This is a genomic window from Methylobacterium sp. EM32 (genome assembly GCF_040593685.1).
Classification (GTDB): Bacteria; Pseudomonadota; Alphaproteobacteria; order Rhizobiales; family Beijerinckiaceae; genus Methylobacterium.
On record NZ_JBEXZS010000259.1, the window covers coordinates 1 to 20,140 of the forward strand.

At 70.0% G+C, this 20,140-nt stretch carries 17 protein-coding genes; 4 read left to right on the top strand and 13 right to left on the bottom strand.

Going from position 1 to position 20,140, the window contains the following annotated elements:
* A partial coding sequence (locus ABZT49_RS31955; protein WP_355292350.1) for an altronate dehydratase family protein occupies positions 1-1,539 on the top strand: 1,539 nt, incomplete at its 5' end.
* A gap of 83 nt (positions 1,540-1,622) precedes the next feature.
* Positions 1,623-2,921, top strand: coding sequence for an MFS transporter (locus tag ABZT49_RS31960; protein WP_355292352.1), 1,299 nt, complete (start codon positions 1,623-1,625; stop codon positions 2,919-2,921).
* Between the two features lie 38 nt (positions 2,922-2,959).
* Here the strand turns inward: ABZT49_RS31960 and ABZT49_RS31965 are convergent, their stop codons facing one another.
* The 5 genes from ABZT49_RS31965 to ABZT49_RS31985 form a co-directional block, all read right to left on the bottom strand.
* Positions 2,960-3,682 carry a class I SAM-dependent methyltransferase gene (locus ABZT49_RS31965; RefSeq protein WP_355292354.1) on the bottom strand — a complete coding sequence of 241 codons (723 nt, stop codon included), beginning with the start codon at positions 3,680-3,682 and terminating at the stop codon, positions 2,960-2,962.
* A 77-nt stretch (positions 3,683-3,759) separates the two neighbouring features.
* Entirely contained in the window at positions 3,760-3,897 is a 138-nt protein-coding gene (locus ABZT49_RS31970) for a hypothetical protein (RefSeq protein WP_204165492.1), read from the bottom strand.
* A 149-nt stretch (positions 3,898-4,046) separates the two neighbouring features.
* Complete coding sequence (locus tag ABZT49_RS31975; protein ID WP_355292355.1) at positions 4,047-4,193, bottom strand: hypothetical protein; 147 nt, start codon at positions 4,191-4,193, stop codon at positions 4,047-4,049.
* A 251-nt stretch (positions 4,194-4,444) separates the two neighbouring features.
* A complete protein-coding gene (locus ABZT49_RS31980; RefSeq protein WP_355292357.1) occupies positions 4,445-5,098 on the bottom strand; it encodes a DUF2155 domain-containing protein in 654 nt (217 codons plus the stop codon).
* 130 nt (positions 5,099-5,228) lie between these two features.
* Entirely contained in the window at positions 5,229-5,645 is a 417-nt protein-coding gene (locus ABZT49_RS31985) for an NADH:ubiquinone oxidoreductase subunit NDUFA12 (RefSeq protein WP_082742672.1), read from the bottom strand.
* Positions 5,646-6,147: 502 nt separating this feature from the next.
* Here ABZT49_RS31985 and ABZT49_RS31990 point away from each other — a divergent pair.
* Positions 6,148-9,888, top strand: coding sequence for a vitamin B12-dependent ribonucleotide reductase (locus ABZT49_RS31990; RefSeq protein WP_355292359.1), 3,741 nt, complete (start codon positions 6,148-6,150; stop codon positions 9,886-9,888).
* Between the two features lie 724 nt (positions 9,889-10,612).
* On the opposite strand, the gene ABZT49_RS31995 is transcribed toward ABZT49_RS31990, so the two are convergent.
* From ABZT49_RS31995 to ABZT49_RS32025, 7 genes are all read right to left on the bottom strand, one after another.
* Complete coding sequence (locus ABZT49_RS31995) at positions 10,613-11,938, bottom strand: FAD-binding oxidoreductase (protein WP_355292361.1); 1,326 nt, start codon at positions 11,936-11,938, stop codon at positions 10,613-10,615.
* Entirely contained in the window at positions 11,931-12,695 is a 765-nt protein-coding gene (locus tag ABZT49_RS32000) for an amino acid ABC transporter ATP-binding protein (RefSeq protein ID WP_355292363.1), read from the bottom strand. Before ABZT49_RS32000 ends, ABZT49_RS31995 begins: the two co-directional genes overlap by 8 nt.
* Complete coding sequence (gene argH / locus ABZT49_RS32005; protein ID WP_355292365.1) at positions 12,692-14,191, bottom strand: argininosuccinate lyase; 1,500 nt, start codon at positions 14,189-14,191, stop codon at positions 12,692-12,694. The genes ABZT49_RS32000 and argH overlap by 4 nt, the downstream gene beginning before the upstream one ends.
* Positions 14,192-14,253: 62 nt before the next feature.
* The gene (locus ABZT49_RS32010) at positions 14,254-14,973 is read right to left on the bottom strand and encodes an amino acid ABC transporter permease (protein WP_355292367.1); all 720 of its coding nucleotides are present in this window, start codon (positions 14,971-14,973) and stop codon (positions 14,254-14,256) included.
* Between the two features lie 12 nt (positions 14,974-14,985).
* Entirely contained in the window at positions 14,986-15,648 is a 663-nt protein-coding gene (locus ABZT49_RS32015) for an amino acid ABC transporter permease (protein WP_355292369.1), read from the bottom strand.
* 71 nt (positions 15,649-15,719) lie between these two features.
* Complete coding sequence (locus tag ABZT49_RS32020; protein WP_355292371.1) at positions 15,720-16,562, bottom strand: transporter substrate-binding domain-containing protein; 843 nt, start codon at positions 16,560-16,562, stop codon at positions 15,720-15,722.
* The gene (locus ABZT49_RS32025) at positions 16,559-17,704 is read right to left on the bottom strand and encodes a pyridoxal-phosphate dependent enzyme (RefSeq protein ID WP_355292373.1); all 1,146 of its coding nucleotides are present in this window, start codon (positions 17,702-17,704) and stop codon (positions 16,559-16,561) included. Before ABZT49_RS32025 ends, ABZT49_RS32020 begins: the two co-directional genes overlap by 4 nt.
* 82 nt (positions 17,705-17,786) lie before the next feature.
* Here ABZT49_RS32025 and ABZT49_RS32030 point away from each other — a divergent pair, with 82 nt between their 5' ends.
* On the top strand, positions 17,787-18,698 hold the full coding sequence (locus ABZT49_RS32030) for a LysR substrate-binding domain-containing protein (RefSeq protein ID WP_355292375.1): 912 nt from the start codon (positions 17,787-17,789) through the stop codon (positions 18,696-18,698).
* Positions 18,699-18,714: 16 nt separating this feature from the next.
* On the opposite strand, the gene ABZT49_RS32035 is transcribed toward ABZT49_RS32030, so the two are convergent.
* Positions 18,715-19,848: an FAD-dependent monooxygenase gene (locus tag ABZT49_RS32035; protein ID WP_355292376.1), complete on the bottom strand. Its 1,134-nt coding sequence runs from the start codon at positions 19,846-19,848 to the stop codon at positions 18,715-18,717.
* Positions 19,849-20,140: the final 292 nt, after the last annotated feature.

A 20,140-nucleotide genomic window follows, 5' to 3' on the forward strand; every position in this document is an offset into this window, starting at 1 on the left:
CCCCTCCACCCCACCAACCCCCGCATCGTGCGCCTCAGCCACGAGGACAACGTCGTGGTGGCGGTGGACCCGATCGTGCCCGGCGCCACCGTCGAGGGCGTGACCGCCTCGGCGCGCGTGCCGCGGGGCCACAAATTCGCGGTCGTGACGATTCCCGAGGGCGGGCCGATCCGCAAGTTCGGCCAGATCATCGGCTTCGCCAGCCGCGCCATCGCGCCGGGCGAGTGGGTGCACGAGCACAATGTGGGCTTAGGGGAAGACAAGGGCGACTTCGCCCGCGACTACCGCTTCTGCGAGGAGGCCCGGCCCGTCGCGATGGTGCCCGACGCCCAGCGCGCCACCTTCGAGGGCTACCGCCGGGCCGACGGCCGGGTCGGCACCCGCAACTATGTCGGCGTTCTGACCTCGGTGAACTGCTCGGCCACGGTGGCGCGCTTCATCGCCGAGGAAGCCCGCCGCTCCGGCCTCCTCGACGAGTTTCCGGGCATCGACGGCATCATTCCGCTGACCCACGGCACCGGCTGCGGCTACGACATCCAGGGCGAGGGCGCCGACATCCTCAAGCGCACGCTGTGGGGTTACGCCGCCAACCCGAACATGGGCGGCGTGATCATGGTGGGCCTCGGCTGCGAGGGCCTGCAGATCGACCGCTGGAAGCGCGCCTACGGCATCGAGGAGAGCGAGACCTTCCGCAGCTTCACCATCCAGGATACCGGCGGCACGCGCCGCACCATTGAGGCCGGCGTCGCGGCGCTCCGCGAGATGCTGCCCGCCGTCGCGAAGGCGAAGCGCGAGACCGTGCCGGCCTCCGAGCTGATGCTGGCGCTGCAATGCGGCGGATCGGACGGCTATTCGGGCATCACCGCCAACCCGGCGCTGGGTGCGGCGGTCGACCGGCTGGTGGCCGAGGGCGGCACCGCGATCCTGTCCGAGACGCCGGAGATCTACGGCGCCGAGCACCTGCTGACGGCGCGGGCCGCGACGCCGGAGATCGGCCATAAGCTCGTCGAGATGATCCACTGGTGGGAGGCCTACACCGCCCGCAACGGCGGCGAGATGAACAACAACCCCTCCCCCGGCAACAAGGCTGGCGGTCTCACCACCATCCTGGAGAAGTCCCTCGGCGCCACCGCCAAGGGCGGCTCGACGACGCTCACCGGCGTCTACCGCTACGCCGAGCCGGTGACCGCCAAGGGCTTCGTCTACATGGACACCCCCGGCTTCGATCCGGTGGCGGCGACCGGCCAGGTTGCGGGCGGGGCCAACGTGCTCTGCTTCACCACCGGCCGCGGCTCGGCCTACGGTTGCAAGCCGACCCCGTCGATCAAGCTCGCCACCAACAGCGAGATGTACCGGCGGATGCAGGACGACATGGACATCGATTGCGGCGACGTGCTCGACGGCACCTCGATCGAGGAGAAGGGCCGCCAGATCTTCGAGACGATCCTGCGCGTCGCCTCGGGCGAGCGCACCAAGTCGGAAGGGTTCGGCTACGGCGATGCCGAGTTCGTGCCCTGGCAGATCGGCGCGGTGATGTAGCCGGCGCGATATGGCGGGGCGGACGGAACCGCAGTAAGGGGCCTCCGGGGCACAAGGACAAGAACGCTCCGGAGGACACCACGATGACACCTGACGTGAGCAGCGGGAGCGATCTCACCCGCCGCCAATGGAAGATGACGCTGCTCGCGAGCCTCGGCGGCGGTCTCGAATACTACGACTTCATCGTCTACGGGATCTTTGCGAAGGACATCGCCGCCGCGTTCTTCCCGGCGAGCGATCCGGTCGTGGCCCTGACCCTGTCGCTGGCGGTGTTCGCGGTCGGCTACCTCGCCCGGCCCCTCGGCGGGCTGGTGCTGAGCCATTTCGGCGACCGCTACGGCCGCAAGACCGTGTTCGTGGTCACCGTCTTCACCATGTCGGCCTGCACGCTCGGCATGGGCCTCGTTCCGGCTTACGCCACCTGGGGCGTGGGGGCGACGCTGCTCCTCGTGACGCTCCGCTTCGTGCAGGGGCTGTGCATCGGCGGCGAATTGCCCGGCGCCATCACCTTCGTGGTCGAGACCGCCTCGCGCCGGCCGGGGCTGGCCTGCGGCATCGTCTTCTGCCTCGTCAATGGCGGCGTGCTGCTCGCGGCCCTCGTCAACCTCGCCCTGCAATCCTGGCTGCCGCCGGCCGCGATGGCGGAGTATGGCTGGCGCATCGCCTTCCTGTTCGGCGGCATCGTCGGGCTCGTCAGCTTCGTGCTGCGTCGCTCGCTGGAAGAGACGCCCGAATTCCTGCGCCTCCAGCACCGCGCCGCCCGCCGGCCGATCGGCGAGGTGCTGCGTGATCATCGCGGCGCGGTGCTTCTCGGCATCGGCGTCGTGGCGCTGACCGCGGGCTTCAACGGCATCCTGTTCGCCCACATGCCGGCCTACCTGATCCAGGTGCTGAAATATCCGCCGCGCGAGGTGGCGCTGGCGATGAACGTCGCGCTCTTCGCCATGTCGGCATCGCTGCTCTTCGCCTCGTTCTTCGCCGACCGGGTGCCGCCGCGCCGCCTGATGCAGGCCTCCGCGCTGATCGTCCTGATTGGGGTGATCCCGGCCTACCAGGTGCTGGCGCGGGGCGGGGCGAACCTGTTCGTGGTGCTGCCGCTCCTCACCATGGCGGTGGCCGGGGCCAATGGCAGCTTCGCCTTCCTGCTCGCCGGGCTGTTCCCGACCCGGGTGCGGTTCAGCGGCGTCGCGCTCGCGCTCAATATCGGCTTCACGCTCTTGAGCGGCCTCGGGCCGCTCGTCGCCAACGCGCTCATCGGTGCCACCGGCTGGGTGGCGGCGCCGGGCCTCATCATCGCGGCCTCGGCGCTGATCGGGCTCGTGGTGGCGAGCCGGCTCTCCGACCGGCCGGCGACGCTCGCCGAGACGGTTCCGGTCGCCTGACCCGGACCGGACCGCCCGGGCACCGGGCGGTCCGGCTCTCAACGAGCGTCCGGAGCCCGCCGGGCGATCCAGGCGCCCCAGAACAGGCTGGAGAAGAAGCGCAACGGCGGGCCGAAGCCGCTCTCGCGCAGCAGGTCGGCCACCGCCTGCTCCGAATGCGGCGGGTCCGCCCCCTGCAGGATCTTCGCGCGCTTCGCCGCGACCTCGTCGACTCCGGCGCCCTGCTGGCGCCAGCGCTCGGCCCAGGCGGCCAGCAGCAGCGGCTGACTCGCGTAAGCGTAATGGTTGCCGGCGAGGATCAGCGGTGCACCCGGCGCCAGGCGCCGGGCGATGTCGCCGAGGATCGCCCGCTTCGCCGCGTCGCCGGCCAAGTGGTGGAGGACGCCGATCAGGGTCGCGGCGTCGAAGGCCTCCTCCTCCGGCAGGTCGGCCACGGTGCCGCGCACAACCTCCGTGCGCTCGATCAGCCCCCTCTCCGCCAGCCGGGCGACCGCGAGCGCCAGCATCGGCTCGGACGGATCGACCGCGGTGAAGCGCCAGCGCGGCTCGAGCGCCGCCGCGGTGACGATCTCCGTCGCGCCGCCGCCGGCGCCCGCCACCAGCACCCGCGCGTCGCGGCCCGATCCAAGGGCTGCGGCCAGCATGCAGGCGGCGAGCTCATGGCAGGCCTCGTAGCCGGCGAGCGCGATGCGGCTCTGCTGCTCGTATTCCCCGGCGCGGGAACGATCGAATTTCTGGGCGGGGTCTTGCGCGGCGCTCACGGGGCGGACTCCGGTCGGGGAACGGGTCCGCGAGTTGGACCCGGTCGGCGCCGGCGCGCAAGCCGAAGCTGGTCGCCTCAGCCCTCCGGATGCCGCTCGCGCCAGCGCGGGCCGGGGCCGCGCATGTAGTGCAATTCGGGGCGGTAGGGATCCATGACCTCGGCGATGAGATCCCGCCAACGCTGGGTGAGGCGTCCGACGAAAGCCATCAGCATGGAACCGTCCTCCTGCACGCGAACCTTGAGTCGCGGTCGAGCCACGCACGGATCGTGCCGGCTGTTCCTTGCGAAACTCTTGCAGGGAAATCTGGTCCGAGGCTGGGGCGAGAGTGCGACGGCGGCGTGGAGGGCTTGGGGCAGGACGATTAAGGAAGAATGCCGGCGAGCTTCAGCCCGCCCGCGGCGATCACCGCCAGTACCACGCCCCAGAGGTCGAGGGGCATCGCCGCCCACCAGGCAGTGGTCTCGGCGTCGGGCAGCAGCGCGTCCTGCGCCCGTGCGATGTCGCGCATGGTCGTCTCCCTTAGGGCCGCATCCTCCGGGCGCCCGTCTCGCGCGGGCGTCCCTGCCTCAGCGTACAGCAGGACGCCGAGAGCCGCAGCAGAAAGACTTGAAATCGGTCACGGGCTGGCGCTCAAAGATGCGCCGCCGGCTAAGGGTGCTCATGAGGCAGGCGGTCACCCCGGATGAGAGCACGATCATCCCGACAGGCTGCGCGGGTGTCGGATTCCGTCCGGCAGGGGTCGCCCCGATCAACCGCGCCTCAGCGCGGGTTCGGGTTCATCGGATCGGCGCCGGCCGGCATCGGGCCGTCATTGGTCGGGAAGAACTTGCGGGAGGGCGACTGGCGCGGCTGCACTGGCGTGCCGCGCAACGGCTCAACGTCGACCTGGCCCTGGCGGTTCACCTGGCGCGAGCGGGGCGCCTCATCGCCGCGGGCCTGGTCGCGACGCTTGCGGCCCTCGGGCTTCGCGGCGGCGACCGGCGCGTCCTCCTGCTCCTTCGGCTCGGCCACGATGTCGGTGCCGCCTTTGCAGTCGACCAGCCACACGTCGTAGATCGGATGCTCGATCGCGTGCAGGCCCGGGCTCGAGGCGAACATCCAGCCGGTGAAGATCCGGCGGTACTTGTTCTCGAGGGTGACCTCGTCGACCTCCAGGAAGGCGGTGGTCTTGGCGCTCTCGGTCGGGGGGCGGGTGTAGCAGACCCGCGGGGTGAGCTGGAGCGCGCCGAACTGCACCGTCTCGTCCACCGCCACCTCGAAGGAGACGATGCGGCCGGTGATCTTGTCGAGGCCGGAGAACACCGCGGTCGGGTTGCGGATCTTGTCGGCCTCGGCCGGCGCCACGGCGCCCAGCACGGCACCGCCGAGGAGCAGGAGGGCGCCCGCGGCGCGGCGTGCGGTCATGCGGCTCAAAACCCAGTCGCTCCCGGCTTCGTAAGTTCGGCAGGCCATACCCGGCCTCTCGCGCCCGAGGCAACCGGGCGCGCGGGCCCCGTCGGCCCACCCGCGATAGACACAAGGAGGATGGTGGAAAAAGGGCGAGTTACTCGCCCGGGACCCACGGCACGTAGTCGCCGGTCGCCGCCGGCCGCTGGCCGTAGGAGAGCTGCGAGCCCCGCGGCCGGTAGGCCGCCACCGTGCCGGTGAGGTTCTCCTCGTGCGGCTTCTGCCACTCGCGCGGGACGTAGGTCTCCTCCGAGGGCGGGACGTCGGTGGCGTGGCAGAGCCAGCCGCGCCAGCCGGGCGGCACCTTCGAGGCGTCGGCGTAGCCGTTATAGATCACCCAGCGCCGCTCCGAGCCGACCGAGGCGTCGATCAGCGGGCCTTGCGCCCGGTAGTAGCGGTTGCCGAGCTCGTCCTCGCCCACGAAGCTGCCGCGGCGCTTGGTGTAGAATTCCAGGCTGACGGTCGAGCCGCTCCACCAGGTGAAGATCCGAAGCAGGGTGTCTTTCAGCGCCATCGCGACCGTCTCTAGGGCCAGTGCCCTCGGGAATGGGGGCAGGCCCCCTTGCGTCGCGCGGGACTATGGTGAGGTGCCCCCCGGATGTCCAGCGCGTCCCGCGCCGCAGCACGATTCCTGTGCGCGGGGCGCTCCCAGCTCCGGCGCGGAGTCCCGATTCGCAACGACCTGTGAACAAATCGGTGGTCGGATGCTGCGCCGGCTGTGAACCGGCACCGGTCTCAAGCCGATTCCGCCAAGCCGGACGCGAGCTTAACCGCAGGTTCGCCGCCATCCACAGGATTCCGCCCTCCACCACTACATCTAGGGAGGAACGGAGTCCGTCGACACTAGTTATTGACGTGGGGCTGCCATGGTCGGTAGTTTCCAGGCTGACAGGACGGGCGGCCCCGAGGGGCTGACGGCTCGTCCACCTCAACCCGAGCGTCCCCGCCCTTCCTTGTAACCGGCGGACCCCTGCCACGCGGGCGGTCCCCGGCTGTTCGTGACCGGAGAGTATCCCATGCGGTTCGAGCGTCGCATCACCACCGCAGGGCAATCGCCCTACGCCAGCATCCCGTTCCGCAAGGCCGTGAGCGAGATCCGCAATCCGGACGGCTCGGTGGTGTTCCGCCTCGACGGCATCGACGTGCCGGAGGCCTGGAGCCAGGTCGCCTGCGACGTGCTGGCCCAGAAGTATTTTCGCAAGGCCGGCGTCCCGGCGGCGCTGAAGAAGGTAGAGGAGAACGGCGTCCCCTCCTTCCTCTGGCGCTCGGTGCCGGACGAGGCGGCTTTGGCCAGCCTCCCCGAGGGTGAGCGGACCGGCTCCGAGACCTCGGCGACGCAGGTCTTCGACCGCCTCGCCGGCTGCTGGACCTATTGGGGCTGGAAGGGCGGCTACTTCTCGAGCGAGGAGGACGCGGCCGCGTTCCACGACGAACTGCGCGCCATGCTCGCCCGCCAGATGGTGGCGCCGAACTCGCCGCAATGGTTCAACACCGGCCTGCACTGGGCCTACGGCATTGACGGCCCGGCGCAGGGCCACTTCTACGTCGACTACAGGACCGGCGAGCTGACCCAGTCGGCCACCGCCTACGAGCACCCGCAGCCCCACGCCTGCTTCATCCAGTCCGTCGCCGACGACCTCGTCAACGAGGGCGGCATCATGGACCTGTGGGTGCGGGAAGCCCGCCTGTTCAAGTACGGCTCGGGCACCGGCTCGAACTTCTCGCGGTTGCGCGGCGAGAACGAGAAGCTCGCCGGCGGCGGCAAGTCCTCGGGCCTGATGAGCTTCCTCAAGATCGGCGACCGGGCCGCCGGCGCGATCAAGTCGGGCGGCACGACGCGCCGCGCCGCCAAGATGGTGATCGTCGACATCGACCACCCGGACGTCGAGGCCTTCATCGACTGGAAGGTCAAGGAGGAGCAGAAGGTCGCCGCCCTCGTCACCGGCTCCAAGGTGGTGTCGAAGCACCTCAAGGCGGTGATGAAGGCCTGCATCAACTGCGAGGCCGCGGGCGATGCCTGCTTCGATCCCGAGCGCAACCCGGCGCTGAAGCGCGAGGTCAAGGCCGCCCGCAAGGCGATGGTGCCGGACGCCGCGATCAAGCGGGTGATCCAGTACGCCCGCCAGGGCTACACCGACATCTCCTTCCCGATCTACGACACCGACTGGGATTCCGAGGCCTACCTCACCGTCGCCGGCCAGAACTCGAACAACTCGGTCTCGCTGACCGACGACTTCCTGCGCGCGGTCGATGCGGACGCGGACTGGACGCTGACCCAGCGCACGACCGACAAGGTGGCGAAGACCGTCAAGGCGGCGGAGCTGTGGGACAAGATCGCGGAGGCCGCCTGGGCCTCGGCCGATCCGGGCCTGCACTTCAACACCACGATGAACGACTGGCACACCTGCCCGGCGGGCGGGCGGATCCGGGCCTCGAACCCGTGCTCCGAGTACATGTTCCTCGACGACACCGCCTGCAACCTCGCCTCGGCGAACCTGCTGGCGCTCTACGACCGCGGGGCCAAGCGCTTCGACGTCGAGGGCTACGAGCACCTGTGCCGGCTCTGGACCGTGGTCCTCGAGATCTCGGTGCTGATGGCGCAGTTCCCGAGCCGCGAGATCGCCGACCTCTCCTACAAGTACCGGACGCTGGGCCTCGGCTACGCCAATATCGGCGGCCTCTTGATGACCATGGGCTTGCCCTACGATTCCCGTGAGGGCCGGGCTCTCGCCGGGGCACTCACGGCGATCATGACGGGCGTGTCCTACGCCACCTCGGCCGAGATGGCGAAGGAGCTCGGGCCCTTCCCGGCCTACGAGGAGAATGCCGATGCGATGCTGCGGGTGATCCGCAACCATCGCCGGGCCGCCCACGGCGACGCCGAGGGCTACGAGTTCCTCAACACCAATCCCGTCCCGCTCGACCATGCCGGCTGCCCGCAGGGCGAGCTGGTTGCCCATGCCAAGGCGGCCTGGGACCGGGCCCTGCAGCTCGGCGAGGAACACGGCTACCGCAATGCCCAGGCCACCGTCATCGCGCCGACCGGCACGATCGGCCTCGTCATGGATTGCGACACCACCGGCATCGAGCCCGACTTCGCGCTGGTGAAGTTCAAGAAGCTCGCCGGCGGCGGCTACTTCAAGATCATCAACCGGGCGGTGCCGGACGCCCTGCGCACGCTCGGCTACCGCGAGGCCGAGATCGCCGAGATCGAGGCCTACGCCGTCGGCCACGGCTCGCTCGGCCAGGCGCCGGCGATCAACCCGGGCTCGCTCCGGGCCAAGGGCTTCACCGACGACAAGATCGCGGCGGTGGAGGCGGGCCTCAAGTCGGCCTTCGACATCAAGTTCGTGTTCAACCGCTGGACGCTCGGCGAGGACTTCCTTACCAAGTCGCTCGGCGTGCCGGCGGACAAGCTCGCCGATCCGTCCTTCGACCTGCTGACCTTCCTCGGCTTCAGCCGCAAGGACATCGACGCCGCCAACGTCCATATCTGCGGGGCGATGACGCTCGAGGGCGCGCCGCACCTCAAGGTGGAACACTACCCGGTCTTCGACTGCGCCAATCCGTGCGGCCGGATCGGCAAGCGCTACCTCTCGGTCGAGAGCCACATCCGCATGATGGCGGCGGCGCAGCCCTTCATCTCGGGGGCGATCTCCAAGACCATCAACATGCCGAACGACGCCACGGTCGAGGATTGCAAGAACGCCTACCGGCTGTCCTGGACCCTGGCGCTGAAGGCGAACGCCCTCTACCGCGACGGCTCGAAGCTGTCGCAGCCCCTCAACTCGGCCCTCATCAGCGACGAGACCGACGAGGAGGAGGATGCGGTCGAGGCCCTGCTGGCGCTGCCGGCGGCCGCCAAGACCGTCGCGGTGACGGAAAAAATCGTCGAGCGCATCGTCGAGCGCGTCGAGCGCCTGCGCTCGCAGGAGAAGCTGCCGAGCCGCCGCAAGGGCTACACCCAGAAGGCCAAGATCGGCGGCCACACCATCTTCCTGCGCACCGGCGAGTACGACGACGGCCGGCTCGGCGAGATCTTCCTCGACATGAACAAGGAGGGCTCGGCGCTGCGGGCCTTCATCAACAACTTCGCGATCTCGGTCTCGCTCGGACTGCAATACGGCGTGCCGCTGGAGGAGTACGTCGACGCCTTCACCTTCACCCGGTTCGAGCCGGCCGGCTTCGTCCAGGGCAACGACGCGATCAAGAACGCCACCTCGGTCCTCGACTACGTGTTCCGCGAGCTGGCGATCTCGTATCTCGGCCGCACCGACCTCGCCCATGTCGACCTCTCGGAGATCGGCACCCCGGCGACCGGCGGCGTCGCCCCGGCAAAGCCCTCGGCCTCGGACTCGGTCCCGGCGAACAACGTCGTGTCGCGCGGCCTGCTGCGCGGCTCAGGCGACCGGCTGACGCTGATCCATGGCGGTCCCGGCGGTACCACCCCGGGCGTCGCGGCGCCGAGCACGGGCCAGACGGCGCCGGCCGGCGGCAGCGTCCACGCGGTGCGGGGTTCGGTGGCGCTCAAGACTGAGCCGACCCTCGCCGGCCGGGTCGAGGCGCTGGTGGAATCCCTCCCCTTCGCCAAGCCGGATCCGGCCGCCGCCGGCCGCTCCGTCTCGGACCGCCGGGCCGAGGCGAAGATGAAGGGCTATGTCGGCGAGGCCTGCCCGGAATGCGCCAACTTCACCCTGGTGCGGAACGGGACCTGCCTGAAGTGCGACACCTGCGGCTCGACGACCGGGTGCTCGTAACCGCCCGACCTTCTCTCTGAAGAGAAGAATGAGTTAGTGCGCTGGCTAGGGTACGATTTTTGACAATAAATGTCGCGGCCGAGATTATTTCTCGGCTGCGACAGACGGAAAAAGGCGATCCTAAAATAGGGTTGAAATCAGGAGGCCAAAATGGCTAGGAACACTGGTGAAGGTTACAGGCGTGGCGCTGTCTCGGGCCGCACACAATTCCAGCGACCTGATGGCCTCTGGCAGAAACGTGATGAAAACACTGGTCAATTGATGGCGGTCAAACAGTCAGAGGGGCCGTACAAGGGTATCGCGAAAGAACCTGATGGCCGTGACACCGCGCGTTGGCCTGAAGATTGGGACAAATAGTATGTCAGGAGGGCGGAGCGCTTCGCTCTGCCCTTACTTTTATGTGGCAACGCGCCTCGCCTGCCGTGATGATTTGAGGGGTGACGACGCGCCCGTTGGGTGGTGGCCAACTCCGTTCTTGGCCTTTCGGACTGATGCGACGGTATCGACACCCTCCGCGTCATCCCGAGGCCGCGAAAGCGGAACCCGGGATCCATAACCGCTGACGGTTCAGGATGACACGGAACGCTATTCGCCTCTTCCGTGATCCTCGGCGGTTATGGATCCCGGGTTCTCGACTTCGTCGAGCCCCGGGATGACGTGGAGAGATGGAAGTCTGTGCGCGCGACTGATCGAACGGATCAATTCAGCAGTATTCGACTCGCCATCACCGCCCCGCGAACCGATGCTCCACCGCATCCCGCAGGTGGTACCACCCGCTCACCACCGGCAGGAACCACGGCTTGCCGTCGTAGAACGGCACCGGGACCCGCGGGAAGGACGGCGCATCGAAGGCGCTCGGGCGGTTCTGGCGGCCGAGCAGCTTCAGCGCCGCCTGGTGGCCGAGATAGGTCATCAGCGCCACGCCGTTGCCGTTGCAGCCGACCGCGAAATCGACACCGTCCTGGCGGCCGAGATGGGCGAGCTTGTCGGCGGTCATGCCGACCTTGCCGCTCCAGCAATGCGTTACCTGCACCGCTGCGAGCTGCGGCCAGACCGCCCGCATCAGGGCGTGCAACTTGGGCGCGGCCTCCCGCTCCGGGACCGTGAACATCCCCGGCCGGCTGCCGAACAGCAGCCGGGTGCCGTCCGGCGAGGGCCGGGCGTAGATCAGCTCGCGGCGCGAATCGGTGATCATCCGCCGGCCCGGATTGATCTCGTCCATCAGCGCCCGCGGCAGCGGCGCGGTGGCGATCTGGTAGCTCCGCACCGGCACCACCCGCTGGCGGAGATAGGGGCTCGCCCGGTCGCTGTAGCCGTTGGTGCCGTAGAGGACGTGCCGGGCCCGGATCCGGCCGCGCCCGGTCTCGACGGTGGAGAACCCGTCGCCCGACGGCTCGACCCCCAGCACGGGCGCGTGCGAGCGCAGGGTCGCGCCGTGGCGTCGGGCGAGGGCGCGGAGCGCCCGGTGGTACTTGCCCGGATGCAGGCCGCCGTAATCGTCGATGACGATGCCGCCGTGGTAGAAGTCGGTGCGGGTCACCTCGTGCTGGCGGCTTTTGGGGATCTCGTGGACGGTGACGCCGGTATGGCGCGCCAGGAGTTCGCCGTTGCGGCGCAGGCGGTCGTAGTGGCGCGGCACGTAGGCGGCGAAGTAGCGGCCGACCACGCCGAGATCGGCGTCGAGGGCTTCCTCGCGGATCAGCGTCTTCAGGTGATCATAAGAGGAGAGCGAATCTTCGAGCAGGCGCGCCATGCGGGCGGCATCCACCCCCTTGATCGCGCCGCCGATCACCAGCTTCTGCCCGCTCGACACCATGCCGCCGGAGCGGGTCGAGGCCCCGGCCCCCAATTCCTCCGCATCGACCACCGTGACGGCAACGCCATTGCGGGCGAGCTCCGCCGCCGCCGAGAGGCCGCAATAGCCGGAGCCGACGACGAGCACGTCGGTCGCGTCGGGCAGCGGGTCGCGAGCGGTTTCCGGGGCGGCAGCGTCCCACCAGTACGGATCGGTGGTAAAGCCCTCGGCGAGAATGGCGGCCGGATCAGGCATGGAGGGCCTCGGGGGTCTGGCGAAGGGAGGAGAGGAAGCTTTTCGTGCGAGCGTGCCGCGGTTCGCCGAAGAGGGCGGCGGGCGGTCCCTCCTCGACGATGGCGCCCTCGGCCATGAAGACGACGCGATCGGCGACCTCGCGGGCGAAACCCATCTCGTGGGTGACGACCACCATCGTGGTGCCGTCGCGGGCGAGCCCGCGCATCACGTCGAGCACGTCGACGATCGTCTCCGGATCGAGGGCGGAGGTCGGCTCGTCGAACAGGATCGCCTTCGGCCGCATGGCGAGCGCCCGCACGATCGCGACCCGCTGCTGCTGCCCGCCCGAGAGCGCGCTCGGGTAATCCTCCGCCTTGTGAGCGAGGCCGACCCGGGCCAGCAGCGCGCGTGCCTGCGCCTCGGCCTCCGCCCGCGACAGGCCGAGCCGGCGCATCGGCGTCAGCGTCATGTTGCGCAGCACCGTGAGGTGCGGGAACAGGGCGTAATCCTGGAACACCATGCCGATCTCGGTCCGCAGGCGCTGCCAGGCGCCCTGGTCGTGCAGATCGACCGCCCGGCCGGCGACGCGCAGGCTGCCCGAATCCGGCCGCACCAGCCCGTTGATGCAGCGGATCAGCGTGCTCTTGCCCGACCCGCTCGGGCCGATCAGCACCACGACGCTGCCGGCCGCGATGTCGAGGTCGATGCCGTGCAGGGCCCGGAACGCCCCGAAGTTCTTGGTGAGCCCGCGTAAGGAAATGAGCGGCTCCGCACTCATGCGGCGAACTCCCGCACCGCCCGCTTGAGCGCGTCGCGCGCCGTCTGGAGCTGCGTGCGCCGCGCGACGAGGGCGGCGCGGCGCGCCTCGAGCCGGCCTTGCGCCGCCTCGACGCTGCGGGCCACCGCCTCCGGCGCCGGTCCCCCCGGCAGGGTGCGGGCGGCGACGCTAAGGGCCGGATCGAGGCTTTGCCGCACCGCCTCCTCCGGGAGGTGGAGCGCCCGCCCGGCCTCGCTGAGGGCCGCCGCATCGACCATCGCGGGCGTGATGCCGTCGGCCGAGAGGCCCGCATCCATCGCCGCCCGCACCACCGCGCCGACGACGTGGTGCGCCTCGCGGAAGGACAGGCCGGCCTCGCGCACCATCAGGTCGGCGAGGTCGGTGGCGGCGCAAAAGTCCTCGGTGACGCGCCGGCGCATCAGGGCGGCGTTCGGGCGCGCTGTCGCGATGACGAGATCGAATAGCGACAGGCAGCGCAAGGCTTCCTCGCCCGCCTCCCACACGCCGCGCATCGTCTCGCGGTTGCCGTCGATGGTGTTGGTGAAGTGCGTGCCCTTCACGGCGCTCGCCGCCGCCACGTAGAGGCCGAGCATCTGCCCGGCCTTGCCCTTCAGATGCTCCAGCACCACCGGGTTCTTCTTCTGCGGCATGATGCTGGACGTGCCGGTGACGCGGTCCGGAAACTCGATCGTCTGGAACTCGTGCGAGACCAGCACGTGATAGTCCTGCGCCACCCGGCTCCAGCCGATCGCCACCTGCGACAGGCCGGCCAGGATCTCGAGCCCGAAATCGCGGGTCGCGACGGCGTCGAGGGCGTTCTCGACGAGCCCGTCGAAGCCGAGGCTGTTGGCCAGCATCGCCCGGTCGATCGCGAAGGCGGTGCCGGCAAGCGCGCCGGCCCCGAGGGGGCTCGCATTGGTGCGCGCCCAGGCATCCGACAGGCGGCCGGAATCGCGGGCGAGCGACTGCGCCACCCCGGCGAGGTAGAAGCCGTAGGTGACGGGCTGGGCCGGCTGGAGATGGGTGTAGCCGGGCATCACCACGTCCCGGAACCGGTAGGCGCCGTCCAGCGCGTGCTCCTCGACCGAGAGCAGGGCCTGGCCGGCATCGAGCAGGAGGTCCCGGGCCCGCATCCGGTCGAGGGCCGAGGTCAGGTCGTTGCGGCTGCGGGCGATGTGCATCCGCCCGCCGGCATCCGCGCCGATCAGCCGGATCAGCTGCGCCTCGTAGTTGAAGTACGAATCCTCGCGCTCGGGATCGAGGGGAACGGCGCCGGGCCCCTCCTCCTCCATCCGCAGCAGGCCCGCCGCCAGGGCGCGCGCCGCCGCCGGACTGACCAAGCCGCAGGCCGAGAGCATCAGCACGTGGGCCTGGTTGAGGTCGGTCATGTGGGCGAACACGGCCTGGAAGTCCCGCGCGAGGCGCGGCGCGTAGATGTGCTCGCACACCTCCGGCGCGACCGGCTCGGTGAGCCGGCGGCTGACCTTCGATTCCATGGCGGAGATCCTTTTGTTAGATCTTTGGACCACGGCCGGCCACGGGCCGGTCGCTGCGGCGTTCAGGGAAGCTGCGGGGCGGGTGCGCGGGCGGCGGCCGCCGCCTCGGGAGCGGGACGGCACTGGGGCCGGCCGAGGCGCCGCTCCAGCCAGCGGCCGAACCAGGACAGGCCGGAGCAGATCACGAAGTAGGTGACGAGCACGGCGCCGTAGACGAGGAAGGCCGGGTTCCAGCCCTCCATCATCGTCGTGCGCTCGACGATGATCTGTCCGACCTTGAAGAACTCGCCGACGCCGACGAGGGCGCCGAGGGATGTCGCCTGGATCAGGAGCGTCAGCAGCCCGACGAAGGGCGGCAGGATGGCGCGCAAAGCCTGCGGCCCGGTGATGAAGCCGTAGACTTCCCATGTCTTGAGGCCGAGGGCGGCGGCGCTCTGCCACTGGTGGCGCGGCACGGCGTTGAGGCCGCTGCGCACGATCTCGGCGCCGTTGGCGCTGCCCCACAGGGACAGGCCGACCGTCACCGCCCAGAACGGGGTCAGGTCGAGCCCGGCCAGCGGCGCCACAAAGAACACCAGGAAGATGTTCACGATCAGCGGGATGTCGCGAAACAGCTCGACCCAGACCCGCACCAGGATCCGCAGGGAGCGATAGCGCAGAGTCGCGAGGGTGCCGAGGATCCCGGACAGAACGGTGACGAAGAGGAGCGTGGTGAGCGAGAGCGCCAGCGTCATGCCGAGGCCCTGGAGGATGAAGGGCAGGTTCTTGACGAGGAGATCCATGACACAATCTCCTCAGTGCCGGAACGGCGCGTTGAGCCGGAATTCGAGCCGGCTCGCCAGGAACGACAGGACGAGGACCAGGGCGAGGTAGATCACGCAGATCGCCGCGAACATCTCGAGGGTGCGAAAGTCCATCGAGATCCGGTCGATCGCCACGTAGGTGAGCTCGGCGAGCCCGATCGCCTGGAGGTAGGAGGAATTTTTCAGGAGCGAGATCGCGGTGTTGAGCATCGCCGGCAGCGCCACCCGGATCGCCAACGGCGCCGCGACGAGGTGGAAGAACCGCCACGGCGTGAGCCCGAGGGCGTAAGAGGCCTCGCGCAGGCCCTTGCCCACGGTCGCGAGGCCGCCGCGCAGGTTCTCGATCTGGTAGGCGCCGGCCCAGACGGTCAGGCAGAGCACGCCCGACCAGAACAGCGACAGTTTCAACCCGATGCCGGGCAATCCGTAGAAGATGAAGAACAGCTGCGCCAGCATCGGCGTGTTGCGGATGAACTCGACATAGGCCGCCACGACCCGGTCGAGCACCGGCACTTCGAGCACCCGCACGGCCGCGCCGAGGAGGCCGACCAGCACCGAGAGCACGATCGACAGCAGGCTGACCTGGACCGTGAGCCACAGGCCGCGCATCAGCGCTGGCCCCTGCGCCGCCAGATAGGCGAGATCGAAATCCATGCCCGCATCCCTCGGTGTCGGTGGCGGCCGCCGCGGGCCGCCCGGCTCAAGGCCTCAGCGCGTCCCGTGCTTCAGCGCGCCGTCGGCTTCGGCTTGGTGAAGACGTCGGCGTAGAAGGGGCGCAGGTCGGCGGGCACCCACTTGTCGACCCACTTGGCGTAGAGCCCCTCCGCCTTCATCCGGGCGAGCGCCGCGTCGACATAAGCCATCCACTCGGGGTCGTTCTTGCGCAGGCCCGCGGCGGCGTCGGTGACCGCGAAGGACTCGCCGACGAGGCGTAAGGAAGGATCCTTGGCCGCGACCACCACCAGCGTCGCGGCATCGTGGGTATAGGCATCGCCGCGGCCCTGCTTGAGCGCCTGGAGGGCGTCGGACGCCGTGTTGAGCCGCAGGGTCTCGACCTTCGGCATATTGTCCTCGAACCACTTCGCCTGGGTCGAGCCCTTGAGCATCACCACCGTCTTGCCGGCGACGTCGTCGAGCTTTTTGATCGGGCTGTCCTTGGCCACCAGCATGTCCGAGCCGCCCCAGCGATAGGGCTTCGAGAAGTCGATCACCCGGGCCCGCTCCGGCGTCACCCCGAGGGTGGCGATCAGGATGTCGACCTTCTTGCCCATGAGCTGCGGGATGCGGTTCTCGGCGGTGACGCAGGTCAGCTCGATCTTGTCGGCCGAACCGAAAGCCCAGGCGGCGATCTGGACAGCCATGTCGGTCTCGATGCCGGAGAAATTCCCCGACTCGTCCTTGTAGCCGTAGGGCGGCTGGTCGCAGCGCACCCCGGCCCGCAGCACGCCGGCGGCCTGGATCGCCTTCGGCAGCGGCGGCAGCGCCTGGGCCGCCGCGGCGGTGAGGCCCGCGGCCATGAGGGCGGCGGAGACGAGGGCAGTGTGCGCGAGGTGCCGCAGCAAGGTCATCGGGTTCCCCTCCGGTCGATCGGTGGTGTGTGGGTCAGCGGGACGCCGTCATCCATCGCGCCGGCGCCCGAGCCGGTGAGCAGGGCGACGGCGTGGCGGCCGGCGAGCGCTCCGTCGGCGCCAAGCACGAACAGGGCCGCGACGCTCGCGGCGGCGGACAGTTCGGCGTGGAGGCCGGCCCGGCCGAGGCGCCACTGCGCCGCCCGGGCGGCCTCGTCATCCGCAACGACCGCCATACCGCCGCTCTCGCGCAGGGCGTGGAGCGCCTGGAAGGTCACCGTATCGCCGCCGATCGACAGCTGCGCCGTCTTGCCCGGAAACGACTCACGGTAATCGGCCCCGGCGAGGACGCGGGCGAGGCGCGGGAACGGCTCGACGGCGACGAGCCGCGGCATCCCGCGCCCGAGCTCCTGGAAGCCGAGGAGGAGCCCCGACAGCAGATCGCCCCGGGCGCACGGCACCACGACGACATCGGGCAGGCCCGCAGCGGCGATCTCGGCCGCGAGCACCTTGTAGCCGGCGATCCCGAACGGATTGGTGCCGATGGCCGGCCGCCGATAATTCGTCGCCGCGAAGGCCCCGTCCGCGACGCGCCGCCCGACATGCTCCCAGCGCGCTGCGCTGTCGGCGACCTCGACGAGCCGGGCGCCATAGGCCTGGATCGCCCGGCGCGCCCCGGCCGGCATGGAAGGGGTCGTGGCGATCTCGGCCGGCAGCCCCGCCCGCGCCGCGTATGCCGCGAGCGACACGCCGGCATTGCCGCTCGACGCCGCCACAACCAGCGGGGCGCCGAGCGCGCGGGCCTGGGCGAGAAGCGGGACGCTCATCCGGTCCTTGTGCGAGCCGGTCGGATTGCACCATTCGAGCTTCAGGGACAGCCGGCCGAGCCCCGCCTCCGCGGCGAGATCCGGCGCCTCGATCTGCGGTGTTCCGCCCTCGCCCAGCGAGATGCCGTCGGTAGAGGGCAGGACGATCCGGCCCGATGCTGCACCGCGAAAGACGAGCCGCAGGTTCGCCGCGTGACCCTCGGCCGCGCAAAGCGGGCACCCCTCGTCATATTCTCCGAGAGTGAGCGCGAGATCGCAGCGCAGACAGGCGAACCCGCTCGGAGACTGACTCTGTATGTCGCGTTGCTCGACCATGTGACGGAGTGTGCGAGCGTCCGGCCATCTGGTCAAATGCTGGTTTCTGCGCATGCTATTCAGCTGTGATATGGGGTGATGCATGAACCTGAGGCAGGTTGAGGCCTTTCGCGTCGTGATGCTGCGCGGATCGATGACGGCGGCGGCACAGGCCCTGCGCACGTCGCAGCCGAGCGTCAGCCGGCTCATCGCCGAGCTGGAGGCCGCGACCGGCCTCACCCTGTTCGAGCGCCTGGCCGGGCGCCTGCGCCCGACCGACGAGGGCTTGTCCTTCTACCGCGAGGTCGAGCGCAGCTTCTTAGGCCTCGAGAACCTCGCCCAGGCCGCGCGCGACATCCGGGTGTTCGGCAGCGGGCGCCTGCGGATCGCCGCGATGCCCGTGATGGCGCTCGGCTTCATCCCGCGCTGCATCCGGCGCTTCCGCGTGCAGTTCCCGACCGTCGCGATCTCCCTGCAGATGGGCAGCGACGGCACGGTGATGCGCTGGATGTCGGCGTCCTATTGCGACATCGGCTTTATGGCCAACATCGTCGAGACGCCGTTCATCGAGTCCCGCCCGCTCTACGCGATCCCGGGCCTGTGCGCCCTGCCCCCCGGCCACCGGCTGGCGGAGCGCGCCGTCATCGTGCCGGAGGACCTGGAGGGCGAGGCCTTCATCTCTCTCTCCCTGGAGGACGGCGCGCGGACGCGGGTCGACCGTGCCTTCGAGGCCGCGGGAATCGGTCGCCAGCTGATGCTGGAGACGCCGTTCGGGGCGACGATCTGCGCCCTCGTCGAGCAGGGCCTAGGGATCGGCATCGTGAATCCGATCGCGGCCGACGATTACCGCCGCAGCGGCATCGCCTTCCGGCCGTTCCGGCCCGAGATCCCGTTCCACGGCCACGCCCTGTTCCCGAGCCGCCACCTCAACAACCCGCTCATCGACGGCTTCCTCGCCGTCGTGCGCGAGGAGCTGGCCGGCTACGAGACGACGGCGACCGGCCTGCGGGAGTGACGCGAGACCCCGCCCGTCAGGCCGTCGCCGCTACGCGGAGCGGCGCGTAGGTGGCGCGGTAGCTGCGCGGTCCGATCACGGGGAGCAGCGCATTCCTCAGCCAGCCCGGCATTTTCGCCGTGCGCGACAGGCGGTCGGTCATGGCCTGGACATGCGCGACCCGAGGCCGGCGCAGTAGCTCGTAATCCGGCCCGACCGTGCTCCAGTCGCGCGTTCCGGCCAGCCGGTCGGCGAGGACCAGCGCGTCCTCGAGCGCCAAAGCCGCGCCTTGCGCCCAGACCGGGGCGGTGGCGTGGGCCGCATCGCCGACGAGCACGACGCGGTCGCGGGTCCAGGCCGGAATGCGGACCTCCTCCAGCGGGGAGTGATGGAGGCCCGCCGGCTGCACGAGCGCCGCCTCAAGTGTGTCGCGGACGCGGCGTGGAAAGGTCGCGAAGGCCCGCCGCAGGCCGGCCGGGTCGAGTCCCTCACCGGACTCGTTGCTCGCCGAGATCCAGGCATAGGCCTCGCCGTGATCGACGGGGATGAGCAGGAACAGCGCGCCGGCGCCGGCCCACAGCGTCCAGGCTTCGACGCCGGGATTCGGCACCATGACGCGCCAGCTCTGCGACGCCAGCAGCGCCGCGCCCGGCGCGCGATCATCGAACAGCTGGCGCCTGACCCGCGAATGCACGCCGTCCGCCCCGACGAGCAGGCCGCCCGCCTCGGTCGTGCCGTCCTCGAGATCGACCTCGACGCGCTGTGCGCTCTGTCGGCCCGCCACGATGCCGGCACCGTGGCGCAGGTCGTCGGGGGCAAGGCCGAGCTGCAGGAGGCGCAGCAGGTCGGCGCGGCGCAGGCAGTGCGGCCCCATCTCCGCGCCCCAGAACGCCTCTTCGTCCACGGCGAAGAGCAGCCGGTCGCGCTCGGTGCGGTACTCGCGCCGGCGCAGACGCGCGCCGACCGACCGGAGATCGTCCAGCAGGCCGAGCTGCGCCAGCGCCCGCACCGCGTTGCCCGGCAGGTTGATGGCGAGGCCGGCTTCGGCTGGGCCCCCGCGCCGCTCCAGCGTGAGAGACGGGATGCCGCGCCGGTGCAGGGCGCGCCGGGCCGCCAAGCCGGCAATGCCGCCGCCGGCGACAAGGACGCGATCGAGAGGTTCGGTAGACATCTGGCTGCGCGCGGCTCCCGTCGGTGCGAGGCAGGAGCCTCCTATGCACGATCCGACGCGACTTTGCCCGTAGCGCCCCTCCCCTCCACGCTGCGGCATTCCTGACGGTATCGCCTGTGCGGTGCAGCGATTGACAGGCGAGCCGGCTACCCTTAAACGACCGCTCACCGACGGGGCGCCGAGACGAACGGCCAACCCCGCAGGACTTCCCGAGAGAGAGTGAAGCAAGGGCCAGGGCAACCCGGCGCTGCTTTCTGTTCTCTAAGGGTACGAGATCTGGCTCCGGCCCGAT

What these genes read in the sequence shown, in the direction of transcription:
- ABZT49_RS31985 (WP_082742672.1), bottom strand. Translation starts at nt 5,645, where the DNA reads ATGGCGCTGAAAGACACCCTGCTTCGGATCTTCACCTGGTGGAGCGGC.
- ABZT49_RS31995 (WP_355292361.1), bottom strand. Translation starts at nt 11,938, where the DNA reads ATGCCTGATCCGGCCGCCATTCTCGCCGAGGGCTTTACCACCGATCCG.
- ABZT49_RS32000 (WP_355292363.1), bottom strand. Translation starts at nt 12,695, where the DNA reads ATGAGTGCGGAGCCGCTCATTTCCTTACGCGGGCTCACCAAGAACTTC.
- ABZT49_RS32035 (WP_355292376.1), bottom strand. Translation starts at nt 19,848, where the DNA reads ATGTCTACCGAACCTCTCGATCGCGTCCTTGTCGCCGGCGGCGGCATT.
- ABZT49_RS31990 (WP_355292359.1), top strand. Translation starts at nt 6,148, where the DNA reads ATGCGGTTCGAGCGTCGCATCACCACCGCAGGGCAATCGCCCTACGCC.
- ABZT49_RS32025 (WP_355292373.1), bottom strand. Translation starts at nt 17,704, where the DNA reads ATGGTCGAGCAACGCGACATACAGAGTCAGTCTCCGAGCGGGTTCGCC.
- ABZT49_RS32030 (WP_355292375.1), top strand. Translation starts at nt 17,787, where the DNA reads ATGAACCTGAGGCAGGTTGAGGCCTTTCGCGTCGTGATGCTGCGCGGA.
- ABZT49_RS32015 (WP_355292369.1), bottom strand. Translation starts at nt 15,648, where the DNA reads ATGGATTTCGATCTCGCCTATCTGGCGGCGCAGGGGCCAGCGCTGATG.
- ABZT49_RS32010 (WP_355292367.1), bottom strand. Translation starts at nt 14,973, where the DNA reads ATGGATCTCCTCGTCAAGAACCTGCCCTTCATCCTCCAGGGCCTCGGC.
- argH (WP_355292365.1), bottom strand. Translation starts at nt 14,191, where the DNA reads ATGGAATCGAAGGTCAGCCGCCGGCTCACCGAGCCGGTCGCGCCGGAG.
- ABZT49_RS31970 (WP_204165492.1), bottom strand. Translation starts at nt 3,897, where the DNA reads ATGCTGATGGCTTTCGTCGGACGCCTCACCCAGCGTTGGCGGGATCTC.
- ABZT49_RS31975 (WP_355292355.1), bottom strand. Translation starts at nt 4,193, where the DNA reads ATGCGCGACATCGCACGGGCGCAGGACGCGCTGCTGCCCGACGCCGAG.
- ABZT49_RS32020 (WP_355292371.1), bottom strand. Translation starts at nt 16,562, where the DNA reads ATGACCTTGCTGCGGCACCTCGCGCACACTGCCCTCGTCTCCGCCGCC.
- ABZT49_RS31960 (WP_355292352.1), top strand. Translation starts at nt 1,623, where the DNA reads ATGACACCTGACGTGAGCAGCGGGAGCGATCTCACCCGCCGCCAATGG.